Below are 21,697 nucleotides of genomic sequence, written 5' to 3'. Positions count from 1 at the left end.
ACGCACTAGTACAGCGCCAATTATGCCGCCTGCTACATCCTGATCGAGTGTGCGACAGCATGTTTCGGGGGGCCCGACGTCTGCGGTCGTCGATCGGTGATGGGTTTCGCGACAGTGCATCCAGTTACGGACAAGCGCCCATTTCGGGGTGTTGCCGGACGGTGCACCGGTTGCGGAGCCGCCCGGTCGGGCTACCCCGGGCGGGCCGGGTTGTCGCCCACGGTGTTTCGGGGGGAACGGAGTCGGGGTCAGTAGGACGCGTCGCACAGCTAACCGGCGATGCACGCGCTGCGGGTCGGTATCGCCGAAAACGAACATTTTCGGCCAGCTGCAGATCGATACCGCCCGGCAAAGGTGATAAGCGAGGGAGTTTGCCATGCAATCGGGAAACAAATCACTGCTGCGCAGTCTGACTTCTATTCAGAAAGAATTGTGGATAGCGCACGAGCTGGCGGATATTCCTAATAATTGCATCATCTACGTCGACATTCACGCCGAGTTGGCACTGGACCATTTCTTTACCGCGCTGCGGCACGCGTTCGCCGAATCCGAGGCGCTGACGGTGAATTTCGTGCGCGGTGCCGACGGGCCGATGCAGGTCGAACGGGACACCACGGACTGGACACCGTCCTACCTGGATCTCACCGAGAAGCGGGATCCGGTCGCCGCCGCACTCGACTACATGGCTCGCGAACGCGAGGTCGGTTTCGATCTCGAGCAGGACGCCCTGCTGAGCGTCGCGGTGCTCGAGGTCGGCGACAACCACTACATCATGTCCATGTGCTTCGACCACATCATCATGGACGGCGTCGGCGTGGCCACCTGGGCGCAGCGAGTGCTCGACGTGTACGGCGCGCTGGCGGCCGGAAAGCCTATCGCGCCAGCGGGATTCGCGCGTATCGACGACATCATCGACAGCGATATCGAGTATCGCCGCACCCAGCAGGCGGCTGATCGGGCGTACTGGGGCAGCCAGATCCCTACCGGAATTGATCCGGTACGACTTCCCGGCAGCGCCGACGATGGCGCCGGGCCGGGCCGAGTCGGTGGCACCCACGGCTTTTCAGGCGTCGAGCTCGGCGAACTGATGAGTGTCGCGCAATCGATCGGTGTCAAGCTGCCCTACCTGTTGATGTCCGTCGCGGCGGCGGCCATCCAGCGCTACGCCTTGCGCGACGAATTCTGCGTGCAGATACCGGTTTCCAACCGAGTCGGCATCGCGGGCAGAACGCCGTGTCAACTCTCGGATACCGTGCCCATGCTGGTCGAGTCGAGCAGGGACCTCTCGCTCGGCGAGCTGGCCGTGCGGATCCATCACACCATCTCGAGCGCGCGCGACCACCTGCGATACGGCTTGTCCGACATCCGGCGCGACCTGAAAATGCCGAACACCCAAGGGAATCCGTTCGGCCCGGTGATCAACATCATGTCGTTCTTCGGTGCACTGGAGATGACCGGCGGAACGGCCGACCTCCAGGTCTATTCGGCGGGCAACAGCGGAGACCTGACGATCGTCTTCTACTACGAGCGGCAGTCGTCTCGCGGCGGCTACCTGCGGATCGAGGGGGACGCGAAGCTCTACACCGACGACGACCTGCAGGGCTACCTCGGATCGATCGCTCGCTATCTGCGGCAGGCGATAGCGGACCATCGCGCGCCGATCGGATCGGTCGATGTGCTCGGCGCCGATCGCGAGTTGGTGGTGCAGGGGTGGAACGACACCGCGGTGCCGGTCGATCCGGCGGCGACCTTGGTTGCGATGTTCGAGGACCGGGTGCGGCAAGCGCCGGACTCGGTGGCCGTGGTGTCCGGTGATGTCGAGGTCTCCTACCGCGAGCTGGATGCACGAGCGAACGGCGTTGCACGAACATTGATTTCGCGCGGCGTACGCCCGGACAGCGTGGTGGCGGTCGCCTTGCCTCGGTCGGTGGAGCTGATCGTCGCGATCCTGGCGGTATCGAAAGCCGGTGGCGCGTACCTGCCGATCGACCCGGCCTACCCGGCCGAGCGGCTTGCGTTCGTGCTCGGCGATGCCGCACCCATTGCCGTGCTCACCGACGTCGCCACCTCGAAAGTGCTGCCGCACACCAAAAGTCCGCAAGTCATCATGGAACAGATCGAGGTAGCACGGTCCGCGGTGGATCGGCCGGTGACGCCGCGGCCCGGCAATCTCGCGTACCTGATCTACACCTCCGGTTCCACCGGAACGCCGAAGGGCGTCGCCGTCACCCACCGCAACGCGGCCTCGCTCTTCCAGAGCACCGCGCCCTGGTGCGCATTCGGTGCCGACGATGTCTGGGCGTGGTGTCACTCCCAAGCCTTCGACTTCTCGGTCTGGGAGATCTGGGGCGCGCTGCTGCACGGCGGCCGGGTGATCGTCGTGCCGTGGGACGTGGTGCGCACCCCCGCGCAACTGTGGCACCTGGTGGTCGGCAAGGGCGTGACAATCCTCAATCAAACGCCGTCCGCGTTCTACGCGCTGGCCGAGGCCCGATCGGCTTGCGGCACTACCGAATCCGCGCTGCGGATGGTGATATTCGGCGGTGAGGCGCTGCACCAGGCCCACCTGCGGCCCTGGTATTCGTCCGGTCATCGCGACCTGCCCGAGCTGGTGAACATGTACGGGATCACCGAAACCACGGTGCACGTCACCAAGCTGGATCTGTCGGCGGCGCAGGTCACCCGTGGCGGCAGCCCGATCGGAGCCCCGCTCGGGAACCTGCGGACGTTCGTGCTCGATCCGTGGTTGGCGCCGGTCCCGGTCGGGGTGGCCGGTGAATTGTATGTCGCCGGTGCGCAATTGGCGCGTGGCTATCACGGTCGGGCGGGGCTGACCGCGGCCCGATTCGTGGCCGACCCGTTCGATCCGGACGGCGGCCGGTTGTATCGCACCGGTGATGTGGTCCGCTGGACCTGGGGCGGGGTGCTCGAGTTCGTCGGCCGCGCCGATGATCAGGTGCAGATCCGTGGCTTCCGGGTGGAGCCCGGCGAGGTCGAAACCGCGCTGGCGCAACACCCTTCGGTGGCACAGGCGGTGGTGGTCGCCCTCGACGCCGAGGACGGCAAGCAACTGGTCGGGTATGTGGTCGCCGAGCACGGTATCCCGGCGGCGGGTAACGGTCACGGGCCCGGCCTCGATGGCGCGGAGGTGCGCCGGTTCGCCGCCGAGCGACTGCCGGAGTTCTTGGTGCCGACCGTGGTGATGGTGATCGACTCGGTGCCGCTGACGCCGAACGGAAAGCTCGACCGCGCCGCGCTGCCCGCCCCGGAGTTCGCCTCCTCGATGGCGTACCGGGCGCCGAGCAAAGACGGCGAGCGGGCGCTGGCCGTGCTGTTCGCCGAGGTGCTCGGCCTCGACCGGGTCGGCGTCGACGACAGCTTCTTCGAGCTCGGCGGGCATTCCCTGTCCGCCACCCGGCTGATCAGCCGGATCAGGGCGGTACTCGGCGTCGAGGTGCCGATTCGGACGGTCTTCGACGCGCCGACGGTGGCGCAGTTGACGACTCGCCTCGATACCGATGTGCAGATCCGCCCGACACTGCGGGTCCGTCCGCGCCCGGACGTGATTCCCCTGTCGTTCGCGCAGCGGCGGTTGTGGTTCATCTACCGGCTGGAGGGGCCGTCGGCCACCTACAACATGCCGTTGGCCGCCAAGTTGACCGGCGCGTTCGACCCGGCGGCCTTCGCGGCGGCACTCGGCGATGTCGTCGCGCGGCACGAGAGCCTGCGCACGATCTTCGTCGAGGCCGATGGTGTACCCGCTCAGCAGGTGCTCGATGCGGGCAGCGTCGAGGTACCGATCACGGTGACCGACGTGGACCCGGCCGAAGTCGATGCGGCGGTTGCCAGGGCGGCCGCGCACCGATTCGACCTGTCGACCCAGATTCCGCTGCGGGCCAGTGTGTTTCGGTGCGGTACCGATGACTGGCTGCTAGTGCTGTTGATTCACCATATCGCCGGTGATGGCTGGTCGGCGACGGTGACGTTGCGGGATCTGTCCGCGGCGTATGCGGCGCGGGTGGCAGGCAGGGCCCCGGAGTGGGCGCCGATGCCGGTGCAGTACGTGGATTACGCACTGTGGCAACAGGAGTTGCTCGGTTCGCCGACGGATCCGGAGAGTGTGCTCGCGCGGCAGTTCGAGTACTGGCGTGCGGAGCTCGAGGGTGTGCCGGAGCAGTTGCTGTTGCCGACCGATCGGCCTCGCCCGCGGGTGGCCAGCTATCGCGGCGACGCGGTGCGTTTCAGCATAGCCGCGCAACTGCGCGCGGGCGTGGAGCGGGTGGCCGGTCGCGAAGGCGCGACGGTGTCGATGGTGTGGCAGTCGGCGTTGGCCGTGCTGTTGGGCAAACTCGGTGCGGGGCAGGACATTCCGATCGGTTCGCCGATCGCCGGTCGCACCGATGACGCCCTTTCCGATCTGGTCGGCTTCTTCGTCAACACGTGGGTGCTGCGTGCCGCCGTCGTCCCGGCCGCGTCGTTCACCGAGCTGCTCGGCCAGGTCCGCGCAAAAGCGTTGGCGGCCTATGAGAATCAGGACGCACCGTTCGACACGCTGGTCGAGTTGCTCAACCCGGCCCGCTCGGCGGCACACCATCCGCTGTTCCAGGTACTGCTCACCTTGCAGAACAACGCCGTGCCCAACCTGGCGCTGCCCGGGATCGTGGTCGAACCGTATACGGCGCCTGTCACCACGTCGCGCTTCGATCTGACGTTCAACATCGGTGACGCCGTGGCCGGTCGGCAAGACAACGGGAACAGTGCTGCCGCGCTCGGCTGGGACGGGTACATCGAATACGCCACCGACCTTTTCGATCGGCCAACGGTCGAGGCCATGGCGCGGCGCCTGGTGCGGATACTGCAACTGCTGGTGCGGAACCCGGACGCCCCGGTCGGATCCATCGACGTCCTCGATGCCGACGAACGCGACCTCGTGCTGAACCGGTCGAACGCCGGCACCGGTCAGGTCGATCGAGACGTGACGATGGTCGGGCTGTTCCGGGCGCAGGTCGTCGCGACCCCGGACGCGATCGCGGTCGTTTGCGCGGACACCGAGGTGTCGTATCGGGAGCTCGATACTCGCTCCGATCGGCTGGCACAGGCCATGATCGCGCGCGGGGTGCGCCCGGATTGTGTTGTCGCGGTGGCATTGCCGCGTTCGGTGGAGTTGATCGTCGCGCTGCTTGCGGTGCTGAAGGCTGGTGGCGGGTATCTGCCGATCGATCCGGCTTACCCCTCGGATCGGCTGGGGTTCATCCTCTCCGACGCGCGGCCGGTGGTCCTCGTGACCGACTCCGCGGTCGCGCCTACGCTGCCTCGGACGGCGGCACCGCACCTCCATCTCGACACCTTCGATACCTCCGAGACGCTCGACATCGATCTGGCACGCGTCGCGGTCCGGCCGGGCAATCTGGCCTACCTGATCTACACCTCCGGCTCCACCGGCGTGCCCAAAGGCGTTGGTGTCAGCCACGGCAACGTGGTGGCCTTCGCGACCGAACCGGGGTGGCGCGGGGGCGAGCACGGCACCGTGCTGATGCATTCCTCGGTCGCCTTCGATGCCTCCACCTATGAGGTGTGGGTGCCGCTGCTCGGTGGGGGCCGGGTCGTCGTCGCGCCGTCGGACCGCGCTGATGTCGCGGCGCTCGGCCGCCTGCTGGTGACGCGGGAGGTCACCGCGGCGTTCCTCACCACGCGGCTGTTCGAGTTGTTCGTCGACGAGTGCCCCGACGCGCTCGCCGGGCTTCGCACGGTGTGGACCGGCGGCGAGGAGATGCCGCCGGAGGTCTTCGCGCGGGCCTTGCGGACGTGCCCGAAGACGCGCGTCGTGCACGTCTACGGCCCCACTGAGACAACAACATTCGCGATCCGCCGCCCGTTCGAGGGCGGGGCGGCCTTCGACGGCGCGGCGGTGCCGATCGGGTCGGCGCTGGCGAATGTCCGAGCGCTCGTGCTCGACTCGTGGCTGATGCCCGTGCCGGTGGGGGTTTCCGGTGAGTTGTATGTGGCCGGTGCCCAACTGGCACGTGGGTATTACGGTCGAGCGGGGCTGACCGCGGCCCGATTCGTCGCCGATCCGTTCGACCCGGTCGGCGGCCGGTTGTATCGCACCGGGGATGTGGTGCGGTGGAACAGCTTCGGCGAGGTGGAGTTCGTCGGCCGGGTCGACGACCAGGTGAAGATCCGGGGCTTCCGGGTCGAACCCGGCGAGGTCGAAACCGTGCTGGCCCAGCATCCTTCGGTGACCCGTGCGGTGGTGCTGGCGCGCGCCATCGGCACCGAGGGCGGCAAACAGTTGATCGGGTACGTGGTCGCCGACCGAAGCGCGGGCGAACTCGACGGCGGCGAGGTGCGTCAGTTCGCCGCCGGGCGGTTGCCGGAATTCATGGTGCCCGCTGCGGTATTGGTGATCGACGCGGTGCCGCTGACCGCGAACGGCAAACTGGATCGCGCGGCATTGCCGGACCCGAAGTTGGTGTCCTCGGTGCGGTACCGGGCGCCGAGCACCGAGCGGGAGCGTGTGCTGGCCGAACTGTTCGGCGAGGTCCTCGGGCGCGATCAGGTCGGCGTCGACGACAGCTTCTTCGAGCTGGGTGGACATTCCCTGCTGGCCACCCGCCTGGCCAGCCGGATCCGCGTGGCCCTCGGCGTCGAGGTGCCGATTCGCACGGTCTTCGACGCGCCAACGGTGGCGCAGCTGGCGACCAGGCTCGATGCCGGCCTCCAGGTGCGGCCCACGCTGGCGGTCCGGCCGCGTCCGGATGTGGTGCCGTTGTCGTTCGCGCAGCGGCGGTTGTGGTTCATCCACCGGCTGGAAGGGCCGTCCGCCACGTACAACATGGCGTTGGCGGTGCGGTTGCACGGGGTGCACGTCTCGGCGTTGCGCGCGGCGATCGGTGATGTCGTCGCCAGGCACGAGAGTCTGCGCACCGTCTTCGTCGACGCCGACGGTGTGCCGTCACAGCGGGTGCTCGCGGCCGACGGCGTCGAGGTGCCGTTCGCGGTGAGCGAGGCGGATTCCGCCGAGCTGGCCGCGTCGGTCACCGCCGCGGTACGGTACGGATTCGACCTGTCGTCGGAGATCCCCGTGCGCGCCGACGTCTTCCGCCGCACCGCCGACGAATGCGTGCTCGTGCTGTTGATCCATCACATCGCCGGTGACGGTTGGTCGTTGACGCCGCTGTTCCGCGATCTGTCGGTGGCCTATGCCGCACGGCTCGACGATCGAGCGCCGGGGTGGGAACCGCTGCCGGTGCAGTACGCGGATTACACGCTGTGGCAGCGGGAACTGCTCGGCTCGGCGACCGATCCCGGCAGTGTGCTTTCGCGCCAGTTCGAGTATTGGCGCGCCGAGCTGGACGGGTTGCCGGAGCAGCTGCGGTTGCCGATGGACCGCCCGCGGCCCCGAGTCGCGAGCTATCGCGGGGACACGGTGCCGTTCGGCGTCGATCCCGAGATCCGTGCCGCGGTGGAGCGCCTCGCGGCGCGCGAGGGTGCGACGGTGTCGATGGTCTTGCAGTCGGCATTGGCGGTTCTGCTGTTCAAACTCGGTGCCGGAGAAGACATTCCGATCGGCGCGCCGATCGCGGGCCGCACCGATGACGCGCTGACCGACCTGGTCGGGTTCTTCGTCAACACCTGGGTGCTGCGCGCGAACGTATCTCCGGCGGTGTCGTTCACCGGGCTGCTGGGTCAGGTCAGGGCGAAAGCGCTGGCCGGGTACGAAAATCAGGACGTTCCGTTCGAGTTGCTCGTCGAGCTGCTCAACCCGGCCCGTTCGGCGGCGCATCATCCCTTGTTCCAGGTGACGATGGCATTCCAGAACAACACGCTGCCCGACCTGAGGCTGTCCGGGGTGCGGATCGAGCCGTACGCCTCGGCAACCGCGACCGCGCGCTTCGATCTGTTCTTCAATATCGCCGACGCGCCCGCCGGCGCCGGTTGGGACGGGTTCGTCGAGTACGCGACCGAGTTGTTCGACCGGCCGACGGTCGAGACGATGGCGCGGCGATTGGTTCGGCTGCTCGGGCAATTGGTTTCGGCTCCGATGGCTCCCGTCGGATCGTTCGATGTGCTCGGCGATGCCGAACGTGAGCTGGTGCTCGGTCAATGGAACGACACCACCGCCGTGGTCCCCGACACCACCCTGGTCGGCCTGTTCCAGGCCCAGGTCGCCCGCACACCGGATGCGGTCGCGCTGGTCTGTGCGGAAGCTGAGCTGACCTATCGGGAACTCGATAGCCGCGCGGACCGGCTGGCACGGGTGCTGGTCTCGCGTGGGGTCGGCCCGGATGGCGTTGTCGCGGTTGCCTTGCCGAGGTCCGTCGAGTTGATCGTGGCCATGGTGGCGGCGTTGAAGGCGGGCGGGGCGTACTTGCCGATCGATCCGGCCTATCCCTCGGATCGGCTGGGGTACATCCTCGTCGACGCGGAACCGACTGTCGTCGTCACCGACTCCGCTACGACAGGCCTGCTGCCGCCCGCGCTGACTCCGCGTCTCTGCCTCGACACACCGGAGGCGAGCGCGGCGGGGGACCGGGTGCGTCCGGATCTTGCCGCGGTGCGGCCGGAGAATTTGGCGTACGTGATCTACACGTCCGGGTCGACTGGCGTCCCCAAAGGTGTTGGTATCACGCATCGTAACGTAGTAAGCCTGGTTGCTCAGGCGTGGGCGGCGGGGTCCGAGGATCGGGTGCTGGTGCATTCGTCGGTGGCGTTCGACGCCTCGACCTATGAGATCTGGCCTGCCTTGTGTGGTGGTGCGACGTTGGTGGTGGCCACTGAGCAGCGGTCGGATCTGGTGGAAATCAGCCGGTTGGTCGAGACGCAGTCGGTGACAAAGATGTTCGCGACGCCGCCCCTGCTGTCGGCGCTGGTCGACCACGCGGAGTCGCTGCCCGACAACCCGTTCCAGAGTCTGCGGCACGTCAATACCGGTGCCGACACGCTCACCGCGGGACTGGTCGACGCCCTGAAGGCCAAGTGCGGCGTTACGCGGGTCGACAACCTGTACGGCCCGACCGAGGCCACCGTCGATGTGACCTCCTACCGCGTGCCCGACGCTCCGATGAGTACGGGTGCGGTGCCGATCGGTGCGCCGGTGGCCAATACCCGGGTGTTCGTGCTGGATTCGTGGTTGGTGCCGGTTCCAGTGGGGGTGGCCGGTGAGTTGTATGTCGCCAGCGCTCAGTTGGCGCGCGGCTATCACGGTCGGTCAGGTTTGACCGCGGCTCGATTCGTGGCCGATCCGTTCGATCCGTCCGGTGGTCGGCTGTATCGCACCGGCGATGTGGTGCGCTGGAACAGCTCGGGGCAGTTGGAGTTCGCGGGCCGCGCCGACGATCAGGTCAAGATCCGTGGCTTCCGGGTGGAGCCCGGTGAAGTCGAAACGGTGCTGGCGCAACATCCTTCGGTATCTCGAGCGGTGGTGGTCGCGCGCGAAACCGACACCGGCGGCAAGCAATTGGTCGGGTACGTCGTCGCGGACAGATCCGGGCCGATCGTCGGCGAGGACGAATTGGTCGGTCAGTGGCAACGGGTATACGACGACCTGTACTCCGCCGGTAAAGCCGCCTTCGGCGCGAACTTCGGCGGCTGGGACAGCAGCTACACCGGCGCCCCGATCCCGATGGAGCAGATGCGCGAATGGCGCTCGACCACCGTCGACCGGGTCCGCGGACTGAAACCGCGGCGGGTGCTCGAAATCGGGGTGGGATCGGGCTTGTTGATGTCGCAGCTGGCACCGGACTGCGCGGAATACTGGGCGACGGACTTCTCCGCCGCCACCATCGCCACCCTGCAACAGCAGCTGACCGAACTCGACGCGCGCTGGGCTGATCGGGTCGTGCTGCGGGCGCAGGCGGCCGACGACTGTGCCGGGCTGCCGGACCATCACTTCGACACAGTCGTGCTGAACTCCGTCATCCAGTACTTCCCCAGCCAGAACTACCTGCATACCGTCCTCGAACAGGTTCTGCGGCTGCTGGCGCCCGGCGGCGCGGTGTTCGTCGGCGACGTCCGCAATCTGGCGCTGCTGGAGCAGTTCACCACCGCGGTCCAGATCAGCCGCAACGGTGGCGACGACGCCGCCGCGGTCGCTGATCGGGTCCGGCGCGATATCGCCGCCGAGCAAGAGCTGCTGCTGGCACCGGAGTACTTCGTCGGGCTGTGCAACGACGCCACCGGCTTCGACGCCGTCGACATCCAACTCAAACGCGGACTCTCGGTCAACGAGCTGACCAGATACCGCTACGACGTGGTCCTGCACAAGGCGCCGACGAAACCGCGGTCGGTCGCCGATGCGCCGAAAGTCGGGTTCCGCGGCCACAATTGGCTGCGCATCCTGCTGCACACCCGACATACCGACGGCATTCGCGTCACCGGGATACCGCACGCCGGACTCGTCGGGCAGGTCGAAGCCACCCACCGCATCCGCTCTGGTCTGCCCGGCACCACCACCGACGCACTCGGCGTCGATTTCGAGGGCATCCTCGACACCACGACCGATCGGGCGAGCGCGGGTCTGCTGCCCGAGGACCTGCACGTGCTGGCCGGGGAATTCGGATACACCGCCGCGGTGACGTGGTCGGCGGAACCGGATCGGATGGACGCGGTCTTCCTCGACATCGAGTCGGCCGAGGGCCAGCCGCTGACCGACGTGTACGTCGCGTCGGCGCCGGTGGACGATCTGGCCGCCTACGCCAACACCCCGCAGGCCGGTCTGCTCGCCGCGGACGTGCGCCGGTGGGTCACCGACCGGCTGCCCGAGTTCATGGTGCCCGCGACGGTGATGGTGATCGACGCGGTGCCGTTGACCGCGAGCGGCAAGCTCGACCGGGCCGCGCTGCCGGATCCGGAGTTCGCCTCCACTCAGCAATATCGCGCCCCGCGCAGCGATCGAGAGCGGGTCCTCGCCGAACTGTTCGCCGAGATCCTCGGACTCGACCGGGTCGGCATCGATGACAGCTTCTTCGCGCTCGGCGGCCACTCTCTGCTGGCCACCCGCCTGGCCAGCCGGATTCGGGTGGTGCTCGGCGTCGAGGTGCCGATTCGGACGGTGTTCGACGCACCGACGGTCGCGGAGCTGGTGCCCCGGCTCGACGCGGAAGTGCGCGTGCGCCCGGCATTGTCGCCGCGGCCGCGGCCCGAGGTGGTGCCACTGTCGTTCGCGCAGCGACGATTGTGGTTCATCCACCGGCTCGAAGGGCCTTCTGCCACATACAACATGGCGTTGGCCGTGCGAATGCACGGGGTGGACGTGTCGGTGTTGCGCGCGGCGATCGGTGATGTCGTCGCGCGGCACGAGAGTTTGCGGACGGTCTTCGTCGATGTCGACGGCGTGCCGTCGCAGCGGGTACTCGACGCGGGCACCGTCGAGGTGCCGGTGTGTATCACCGATGTGGACGCTGCCGAGGTGCACGCGTCAGTGACCGCGGCGGTGCGGTACGGATTCGATCTGTCCGCCGAGATACCGTTGCGCGCCAGCGTGTTCCGGCACGGCGCCGACGAGTGTGTCGCCGTGGTGCTGATCCATCACATCGCCGGTGACGGCTGGTCGATGACGCCGCTGCTGCGCGATCTCTCGGAGGCGTATGCCGCGCGCCTCGCCTATCGGGCGCCGGAGTGGGAGCCGCTGCCGGTGCAGTACGTGGATTACACGCTGTGGCAGCGGGAAGTGCTCGGGTCGTCGGACGACCCGGACAGTCAGCTGTCGCGGCAGTTCACCTATTGGCGTACCGAACTCGACGGGTTGCCGGAACAGTTGCGGCTGCCCACCGATCGTCCGCGTCCACTGGTGGCCAGCTATCGCGGTGACATGGTGCTGTTCGACATCGACGCTGAGATGCGCGGCGCGGTCGAGCGTTTGGCGGCGCGCGAGGGTGCGACGGTGTCCATGGTGTTGCAGTCGGCCTTGGCCGTGCTGCTGTTCAAACTCGGTGCGGGGGACGATATTCCGCTCGGTTCGCCGATCGCCGGACGCACGGATGAGGCGCTGACCGATCTGGTCGGCTTCTTCGTCAACTCCTGGGTGCTGCGGGCGCGGGTGTCGCCGGCGGCGTCGTTCCGCGAGATCCTGGCTCGGGTCAGGGCGAAAGCGCTGGCCGCCTACGAGAATCAGGACGTCCCGTTCGAGCTGCTCGTCGAGTTGCTCAATCCGGCGCGCTCGGCGGCGCATCACCCGTTGTTCCAGGTGTCGCTGGCATTCCAGAACAACACCCTGCCCGACCTCGCGTTGCCCGGTGCGCGGATCGAGCCCTACCTCGCGAGCACCGCGACCGCGCGGTTCGATCTGTTCTTCAATATCGCCGACGCCGCGGCCGGTCAGCCGTGGAACGGGCTGGTCGAGTACGCGACCGAGCTGTTCGACCGGCCGACAATCGAGACCATGGTGGCGCGGTTCGTGCGCATACTGCGCCAGATCGTGTCGGACCCCGGCTGGCCGGTCGGCTCGATCGACGTTCTCGATACCGGCGAACGCGAACTGGTGTTGCGCCGGTGGAACGACACCACTGCCGCGGCAGCCGAGGACACCATGGTCGGCCTGCTCGGGGCGCAGGTCGGCCGGACTCCGGATGCGGTGGCGGTGGTCTGCGGCGAAACATGGCTCACCTATCGGGAATTCGACGCTCGCGCTGCGCAATTGGCGTGCGCCCTGGTCGAGCGCGGCGTCGGTCCGGACACCATTGTCGCGGTGGCGCTGCCCAGATCCGCGGACCTGATCGTGGCATTGCTGGCGGTATGGAAAGCGGGTGGCGGGTATCTGCCGATCGATCCGGCTTATCCGTCGGATCGGCTGGCGTTCATTCTCGACGATGCCGCACCGGTCGTCGTCGTGACCGACTCCGGCACCGCACATCTGCTGCCGGGCACCACCGCGCCGCACCTCTATCTCGACAGCGCCGAGGTGTGGAAACGGCCAGACACTGTGCCGATCGGCACGGTACGGCCGCAGAATTTGGCCTATGTGATCTACACGTCCGGTTCCACCGGAGTCCCCAAAGGTGTTGGGATTACCCACCGTAACGTGGCGAGCCTGGTCGGCTCGTCGTGGTCGACCGGTCCCGACGATCGGGTGCTGGTGCATACCTCGATCGCCTTCGACGCCTCCACCTATGAGGTCTGGCCCGCGCTGTGTGGCGGTGCCACCGTGGTGGTGACCGGTGAGCAGCGTTCGGATCTGGTGGAGATCACCCGGCTGATCGCGACGCACTCGGTGACGAAGATGTTCGCGACGCCACCGTTGCTGTCGGCGTTGGCCGACCACGTGGATTCCCTGCCCGACAGCCCCTTACGGTCACTGCGCCGGATCATCGTCGGTGGTGCGGAGCTGACCGCGACCGTGGTGCGGAAGCTGAAAGCGAAGTACGCCGAGGCTCAGATCATGAACGGTTACGGGCCCACCGAAACCACCGCGTGTGTCACCGATTTCGACGCGGTCGACGAGCTCGACGGGCCGGTCCCGATCGGTGTGCCGGTGGCGAATACCCGGGCGTTCGTGCTCGACGAGTGGCTGGTGCCGGTGCCGATCGGTGTCGCGGGCGAGTTGTATGTCGCCGGTGCGCAATTGGGACGTGGTTATCGCGGCCGCGCGGGGTTGACCGCGGCCAGATTCGTGGCCGACCCGTTCGATTCGAGCGGCGGTGGCCGACTGTATCGCACCGGTGACGTGGTGCGCTGGACCTCGGCCGGGGTACTGGAGTTCGCGGGCCGGGTGGACGACCAGGTCAAGATTCGTGGCTTCCGGGTCGAGCCCGGTGAAGTCGAAATGGTTGTGGCACAACACCCAGCGGTATCCCAAGCGGTGGTGGTGGCTCGTGACACCGAGATCGGTGGCACGCAGCTCGTCGGTTACGTCGTCGCCGATCGTTCCGGGCCGGTCGTCGCCGAAGACGAGCTGGTCGGCGTGTGGCGGCGGGTATACGACGACCTGTACGCCGGAGCGGGCAAGACCAACGGCAACGGCAAGACGAACGGCAACGGCAAGACGAACGGCAACGGGAACGGGAACGGTTCCGTGCGTGCGGCGGGGTTCGGCTCGGATTTCGGTGGCTGGAACAGCAGTTACACCGGTGCGGCGATTCCGGTCGAACAGATGCGCGAATGGCGTTCGGCGACGGTCGATCGGATCCGGGGTCTGCGACCGCGCCGGGTGCTCGAGATCGGTGTCGGCTCGGGATTGTTGTTGTCGCAGTTGGCACCTGACTGCGCGGAATACTGGGCGACGGACCTGTCCGCCGCGACCATCGCCACGGTGCGACAGCAGCTGGCCGAGCTGAACGCGGGCTGGGTCGACCGGGTCTCGCTGAGCGCTCAGGCGGCGGATGACATCACCGGATTGCCGACCGGCTACTTCGACACTGTCGTATTGAATTCCGTCGCACAGTATTTCCCTGGCGAACGGTATTTGCGTCGAGTCCTCGAACAGGCGCACGGGTTGTTGGCTCCCGGCGGTGCGATGTTCGTCGGCGATGTCCGTAATCTCGCGCTGCTGGAGGAATTCACCACCGCGGTCCATATCAGTCGCCACGACGGCGACGACCCCGCGGTGGTCGCCGATCGGGTGCGCCGGGAGATGTCCGCCGAGCGAGAGCTGCTGGTGGCGCCGGAGTACTTCCTGGCACTCCAGCACGGCGAGAACGGGTTCGACGCCATCGACATCCAGCTCAAACGCGGATTCTCGGTCAACGAGTTGACCAGGTATCGCTACGACGTGGTGCTGCACAAGTCCCCGGCGACACAGCGGTCCGTCGCCGATACACCGAAAGTGGAATTCCGCGATCATGATTGGCTGCGCACCCTGCTGCACACCGAACACCCCGACGGCATTCGCGTCACGGGCATCCCGCACGCCGGACTGACCGGACAGATCGACGCCGTCGACCGAATCCGCAGCGGCCATTCGGCGTCACCCGGCGACCGAACAGACCCGCTAGGAGCGAATTTCGAAGGAACGCTCGCGTCCATCGCCGACCGGGTGAGCGCGGGTTTGCTGCCCGAAGACCTGCACGTGCTCGGCGGGCAACTCGGCTACCGCACCGCGGTGACCTGGTCCACGAAGCCGGGCCAGATGGACGCGGTATTCCTCGATGCCGCGGCAGTAGCGGGACAACCCCTGACCGACATCTACGTGCCATCGGCCACGGTCGATGATCCGGCCCGCTACGCCAACAATCCCCAGGACACCCTGCTGCCCGCGGGCGTGCGCGCGTTCGTGGCGGAGCGATTGCCCGATTTCATGGTCCCTGCGGTGGTGATGGTCATCGACGCGGTGCCGCTGACGGCGAACGGCAAGCTCGATCGCGGCGCACTGCCGGATCCGGAGTTGGTGTCCGCCAAGGAATATCGCGCCCCGCGGACCGAGCGAGAAAGGACATTGACCGAGTTGTTCAGCGAAATACTCGGCGTCGGCCGGGTCGGCGTGGACGACAGCTTCTTCGCGCTCGGCGGGCACTCGCTGCTGGCGACCCGCCTGGCCAGCCGGATCCGCGCGGTGCTGGGCGTCGAAGTGCCGATCCGGGTGATGTTCGAGGCGGCGACGGTCGCCGAACTGGCGAGCCGGTGGCCCCAGTTGGCGCAGTCGCGCCGGCCGGCGCTGCGCAGGATGAATCGAGAGGTGGGTCTGTGATGATTCCATTGTCGTTTGCGCAGCGGCGGTTGTGGTTCATCCACCGGCTGGAGGGGCCGTCTGCCACCTACAACATGCCGCTGACGGTGCGGCTGACGGGTGTGTTCGATGCGGCGGCGTTCGCGGCCGCGGTCGGTGACGTGGTCGGCAGGCACGAGAGTCTGCGCACGGTCTTCGTGGAAGTCGACGGCGTGCCCGGCCAGGAAGTGCTCGACGCCGACCGGGTCGACGTGCCGGTCACCATCGTCGACGTCGATTCCGCCGAGCTTGCCGGGGCGGTGACCGCGGCGGCGCGCTACGCGTTCGATCTGTCGGCGGAAATCCCGATCCGCGCCAACGTCTTTCGGTATGCGTCCGAAGAGTGCGTGGTGATGTTGCTGATTCACCACATCGCCGGTGACGGGTGGTCGATGGGCCCGCTGCTGCGGGATCTCTCGGAGGCGTACGGCGCGCGGCGACTCGGTCGGGCACCGGAGTGGGAGCCGTTGCCGGTGCAATACGTGGATTACACGTTGTGGCAGCAGGAATTGCTCGGCTCGCACGCCGATCCGGACAGTGTGGTGTCGCAGCAGTTCGAGTACTGGCGAGCGGAACTCGACGGTCTGCCGGAGCAGTTGCGGTTGCCGACCGACCGGCCGCGGCCCCGGGTGGCCAGCTATCGCGGGGACATGGTGGTGTTCCGGATCGATCCCGCGATCCGCACCGCGGTGGAAGGCTTGGCCGCCCGCGAGGGCGCGACGGTGTCGATGGTGTTGCAGTCGGCCTTGGCCGTACTGCTGTTCAAACTCGGTGCGGGGGAGGATATTCCGATCGGGTCGCCGATCGCCGGACGCACCGACGACGCGCTGAACGACCTCGTGGGATTCTTCGTCAACACCTGGGTCCTGCGGACCGCGGTCGCGCCGGAGGCGTCGTTCGCCGAGATAGTCGGCCAGACGCGGGCGAAAGCTCTGGCCGCCTACGAGAATCAGGACATTCCGTTCGAACTGCTTGTCGAACTGCTCAACCCGGTTCGGTCGGCCTCGCATCACCCGTTGTTCCAGGTGCTGTTGAGCTTTCAGAACAACACCGCGCCCACCCTGGAGTTGGCGGGTGTCGAGTTCGAACCGTATGCCCTCGCGGCGATGACCGCGCAATTCGACCTGACCTTCAACATCGGCGATGCCGCCGCGGGGGAGCGACGCAACGGCGACGCCCCCGGCCCGGCCGGGTGGGACGTGTACGCCGAGTACGCCACCGACCTGTTCGACCGGTCCACCATCGAGGCGATGGTGGCGCGGCTGGATCGGATCCTGCGGTGCGTCGTGGCGAGTCCGGCGGCCCCGGTGGGGTCGATCGATGTTCTCGACACCGGCGAACGCGAGTTGCTGTTGCGTCGGTGGAACGACACCGCCGTGCCCGTCGACCCGGATGGCACCGCCATCGGCCTGTTTCAGGCGCAGGTCGCTCGGACGCCGGACGCGGTCGCGGTGATCTGCGCCGACACCGAGGTGACCTATCGGGAACTCGATGCCCGATCCAACGGCTTGGCGCGCGAACTGATCTCGCGTGGCGTCGGCCCGGATCGTGTTGTCGCGGTCGCGTTGCCACGGTCGGCGGAACTGATCGTGGCGTTGCTGGGTGTGCTGAAGGCCGGTGGGGCGTACTTGCCGATCGATCCGGGATATCCCTCGGATCGAGTGGCATTCGTCCTCGCCGATGCCGCGCCGGTTGTTGTCGTAACCGACTCCGCTACGGCAAAGGTGTTGCCGGATACCGTGATAGCGCATCTCCGCATCGATACGACCGACATCGGTGACGTGGCTGCGCTCGATCGAGTCAACGCGGTGCGTCCGCAGAATTTGGCGTACGTGATCTACACCTCCGGATCCACCGGTATTCCTAAAGGCGTTGGTATCACGCATCGTAACGTGGTGAATCTGGTTGCTCAGGCGTGGGCGGCGGGTTCCGAGGATCGGGTGCTGGTGCATTCGTCGGTGGCGTTCGACGCCTCGACCTATGAGATATGGCCCGCCTTGTGTGGTGGTGCCACATTGGTGGTTGCCGGTGAGCAGCGGTCGGATCTGGTGGAGATCACCCGGCTGGTCGAGACCCGGTCGGTGACAAAGATGTTCGCGACACCGCCGCTGTTGTCGGCGTTGGTCGATCACGCGGAGTCGTTGTCCGACAACCCGTTCCACAGCTTGCGGCAAATCGATACCGGCGCCGACACGCTCACCTCAGGGCTGGTCGACGCCCTGAAAGCCAAGTGCGGGGTCGACCGGGTGGACAACCTGTACGGCCCGACCGAGGCGACGGTCGACGTGACCGCCTTCGTTGTCCCCGACGACGTCGTGGGCGCCGTCGTGCCGATCGGTACCCCGGTGGCCAATACCCGGGTGTTCGTGCTGGATTCGTGGTTGGCCCCGGTTCCGGTCGGGGTCGCCGGTGAGCTGTATGTCGCCAGCGCTCAGTTGGCGCGCGGCTATCACGGCCGGTCGGGGTTGACCGCGGCTCGGTTCGTGGCCGATCCGTTCGACCCGTCCGGTGGACGGCTGTACCGCACCGGTGATGTGGTGCGCTGGACCTCGACCGGAGTGCTCGAGTTCGCTGGCCGAGTCGATGACCAGGTCAAGATCCGTGGCTTCCGGGTGGAGCCCGGTGAAGTCGAAACGGTGCTGGCGCAACATCCCTCGGTATCTCGAGCGGTGGTCGTCGCGCGCGACACCGGCGGTGGCAAGCAGCTGGTCGGTTACGTGGTCGCCGACCGCACGAAAGCGGTTGCGGACCAGGCGAATACACCGCGACTCGACGGCGGGCAGGTCCGCCGGTTCGCGGCCGAGCGGCTGCCCGATTTCATGGTGCCGTCCGTGGTGCTGGTGATCGACTCGGTGCCGCTGACCGCGAGCGGCAAACTGGACCGCGCCGCGTTGCCGGTGCCGGAGCTCCGATCGTCGGTGGCCTATCGCGCGCCCGGCACCATCCAGGAGCAAATGCTGGCCGCGTTGTTCGCCGAAATCCTCGGCCACGACCGAGTCGGCATCGACGACAGCTTCTTCGCGCTGGGCGGCCACTCGCTGCTGGCCACCCGCCTGGTGAGCCGGATCCGGGTGGTATTGGGCATGGAGGTGCCCATCCGGACCGTCTTCGACGCCCCGACCGTGGCGCAATTGGCCACCAGGCTCGAAGGTCATCATCGGGCCCGGCTGGCATTGCAGGCCCGGCAGCGCCCGGCGGCGGTTCCGCTGTCGTACGCGCAGCGGCGGTTGTGGTTCATCCATCGGCTGGAAGGTCCGTCGGCGACCTACAACATGCCGATAGTGGTGCGGTTGCACGGCGCGGACGAGTCCGCCTTGCGCTCCGCGATCGGTGATGTGGTTGCCAGGCACGAAAGCCTGCGCACGATCTTCGTCGAAGCCGACGGTGTCCCCGCCCAGCGCGTATTGGCGGCGGACAGCGCCGAGGTGCCGGTGACGATCACCGACGTCGAACCCGCCGCGCTGGCGGCCGCGGTGGACGGCGCGGTGCGCTACGGGTTCGATCTGTCCTCCGAGATACCGTTGCGCGCCAGCGTGTTCCGGTGCGGTGCCGAGGACTGTGTGCTGGTGCTGCTTATCCATCACATCGCGGGCGACGGCTGGTCGACCGGGCCGCTGTTGCGTGACCTCTCGGTGGCTTACACCGCGCGCCTGGAAGATCGAGCGCCCGGCTGGGGGCCATTGCCGGTGCAATATGTCGACTACACGCTGTGGCAGCAGGACGTGCTCGGTTCGCCGGACGATCCGGACAGCGTGCTGTCCAAGCAGTTCGACTACTGGCGTGCCGAACTCGACGAGTTGCCGGAACAGCTTCGGCTGCCGACGGACCGGCCGCGCCCACGTGTGGCCAGCTATCGCGGCGATGTGGTCGCCTTCGATATCGACCCGCTGCTGCGCGCCGACGTGGAACGGCTGGCCGGCCGGGCCGGCGCGACCGTTTCGATGGTGCTGCAGTCGGCGTTGGCCGTGCTGCTGTTCAAACTCGGTGCGGGAGAGGATATTCCGCTCGGCTCGCCGATCGCCGGACGCACCGACGACGCCCTGAACGACCTGGTGGGGTTCTTCGTCAACAGCTGGGTGCTGCGGACCAGGGTGTCGCCGGAGACGTCGTTCACCGAGCTCCTCGGTCAGGTCCGGTCGAAGGCGTTGGCGGGGTACGACAATCAGGATGTTCCGTTCGAGTTGCTGGTGGAGCTGCTGAACCCGGCCCGCTCGGCGGCGCATCATCCGCTGTTCCAGGTGTCGCTGGCCTTCCAGAACAACGCCCTGCCCACCCTGGAGCTGCCGGGCGTTCGATACGAGCCCTACGGTGCGTCGATCGCGACCGCGCGGTTCGACCTGTTCTTCAATATCGCCGATGCGCCCGCCGGTCAGCAATGGAACGGTCTCGTGGAGTACGCGACCGAGTTGTTCGACCGGTCCACGGTCGAGGCCATGGTGGCGCGGCTGGTGCGGACACTGCGGCAGCTGGTGTCGGAGCCGGGCGCTGCGGTGGGGTCGGTCGACGTTCTCGACGCCGACGAACGAGACCTGGTGTTGCGTCGGTGGAACGACACCGCCGTCGAGGTTCCCGACACCACGATTGTCGATTCGGTCGGGGGGTGGGTTGCCTCGACGCCGGACGCTATCGCGGTGTTCTCCGGTGACGAGACGCTGTCGTATGGGGATCTCGATGCCAGGGCTGGTCAGCTTGCCCAAGCCTTGATCTCGCGCGGGGTCAGCCCGGATAGCGTTGTCGCGGTAGCGTTGCCGAGGTCCGTCGACTTGATCGTGGCACTGCTCGGTGTGTTGCGGGCCGGTGGCGCGTATCTGCCAATCGATCCGGCGTATCCGTCCGACCGGCTGGCGTTCGTCCTCACCGACGCCGCGCCGGTCGTCATTGTCACCGATGCCGCTACCGGAAAGTTTTTGCCGCCGAACGCGGCACCGCATCTGTACCTCGATGCCGTCGAGCAGGTGGATCAGGCAAGTCCCTGGGGAACTGTCGCGGTGGGCCCGGACAATCTCGCTTATGTCATCTACACCTCCGGCTCGACGGGCGTGCCGAAAGGTGTTGGTATCACGCACCGTAACCTGTCGAATCTGATTTCCCAGGCGTGGCCGGTCGGTACCGACGATCGGGTACTCGTGCACTCCTCGATCGCGTTCGACGGATCCACCTATGAGATCTGGCCGACGCTGGCGTGCGGGGCATCGTTGGTGCTGGCCGGGGAAGCACGATCGGATCTGCTGGAGATCGCCGAGCTGGTAGCGACGCGGTCGGTGACGAAGATGTTCTCGACACCACCTTTGCTGGCCGCCCTGGTCGATCACGCGGATGCGTTGCCCGGCAACCCTTTGCGGAGTCTGCGGGAGGTCATCGTCGGCGGTTCGGAGCTGACCGAGGTCCTGGTGCGCAAGCTGAACGCGAAGTACGCCGATGTTCAGGTCGTGAACGGGTACGGACCTACCGAAACCACCGCCTGCGTCACCAACTATTACGTCAGCGTCGAGGCCGGTGCCGTGCCGGTCGGGCGTCCGCTGGGGAATGTGCGGTTGTTCGTGCTGGATTCGTGGCTGATGCCGGTTCCGGTCAGCGTCCCCGGTGAGCTGTATGTCGCCGGTGCCCAGCTGGGGCGCGGCTACCGCGGCCGGGCGGGTCTCACCGCGGCACGGTTCGTGGCGGATCCGTTCGATCCGTCGGGTGGTCGGCTGTATCGCACCGGTGATGTAGTGCGCTGGAACAGCGCGGGAGAGCTGGAGTTCGTCGGCCGGGTCGATGATCAGGTCAAGATTCGCGGCTTCCGGGTCGAGCCGGGCGAAATCGAAACCGTACTGGCGCAACACCCTTCGGTCGCGCGCGCGATGGTGATCGCACGCGACACCGGCCATGGCAAGCAGCTGATCGGCTACGTGGTCGCCGACGGTTCCGTGCTGGCTCAGCAGGAACTCGACGGCGCGCAGGTGCGTGCGTTCGCGGCCGAGCGGTTGCCGGATTTCATGGTGCCCGCGGCGGTCATGGTGCTCGACTCGGTGCCGCTGACCGCCAACGGAAAACTGGATCGGGCCGCGCTGCCGG

2 protein-coding genes (1 of these 2 running past the window's edge) are annotated in these 21,697 nt (G+C 67.2%); both read left to right on the top strand.

Annotated features, from left to right (window positions below; all coding sequences use genetic code 11):
* Positions 1–376 precede the first annotated feature (376 nt).
* Positions 377–15,622 (top strand): amino acid adenylation domain-containing protein, encoded by a 15,246-nt coding sequence (locus ACIA8C_RS07935; protein WP_397132140.1) that lies wholly within the window; start codon positions 377–379, stop codon positions 15,620–15,622.
* Positions 15,622–21,697, top strand: partial view of a non-ribosomal peptide synthase/polyketide synthase gene (locus ACIA8C_RS07930; protein WP_397132813.1) — the start only. It continues 14,708 nt past the right edge of the window; only the first 6,076 of its 20,784 coding nucleotides appear in the window; its start codon is at positions 15,622–15,624; its stop codon lies off the right edge, out of view. Before ACIA8C_RS07935 ends, ACIA8C_RS07930 begins: the two co-directional genes overlap by 1 nt.

Origin of the sequence: Nocardia sp. NPDC051321 (genome assembly GCF_044455225.1) — a bacterium.
Classification (GTDB): domain Bacteria; phylum Actinomycetota; class Actinomycetes; order Mycobacteriales; family Mycobacteriaceae; genus Nocardia.
Note: the sequence above shows the minus strand (reverse complement) of the source record. Positions and strands in the feature narration are given on the sequence as shown.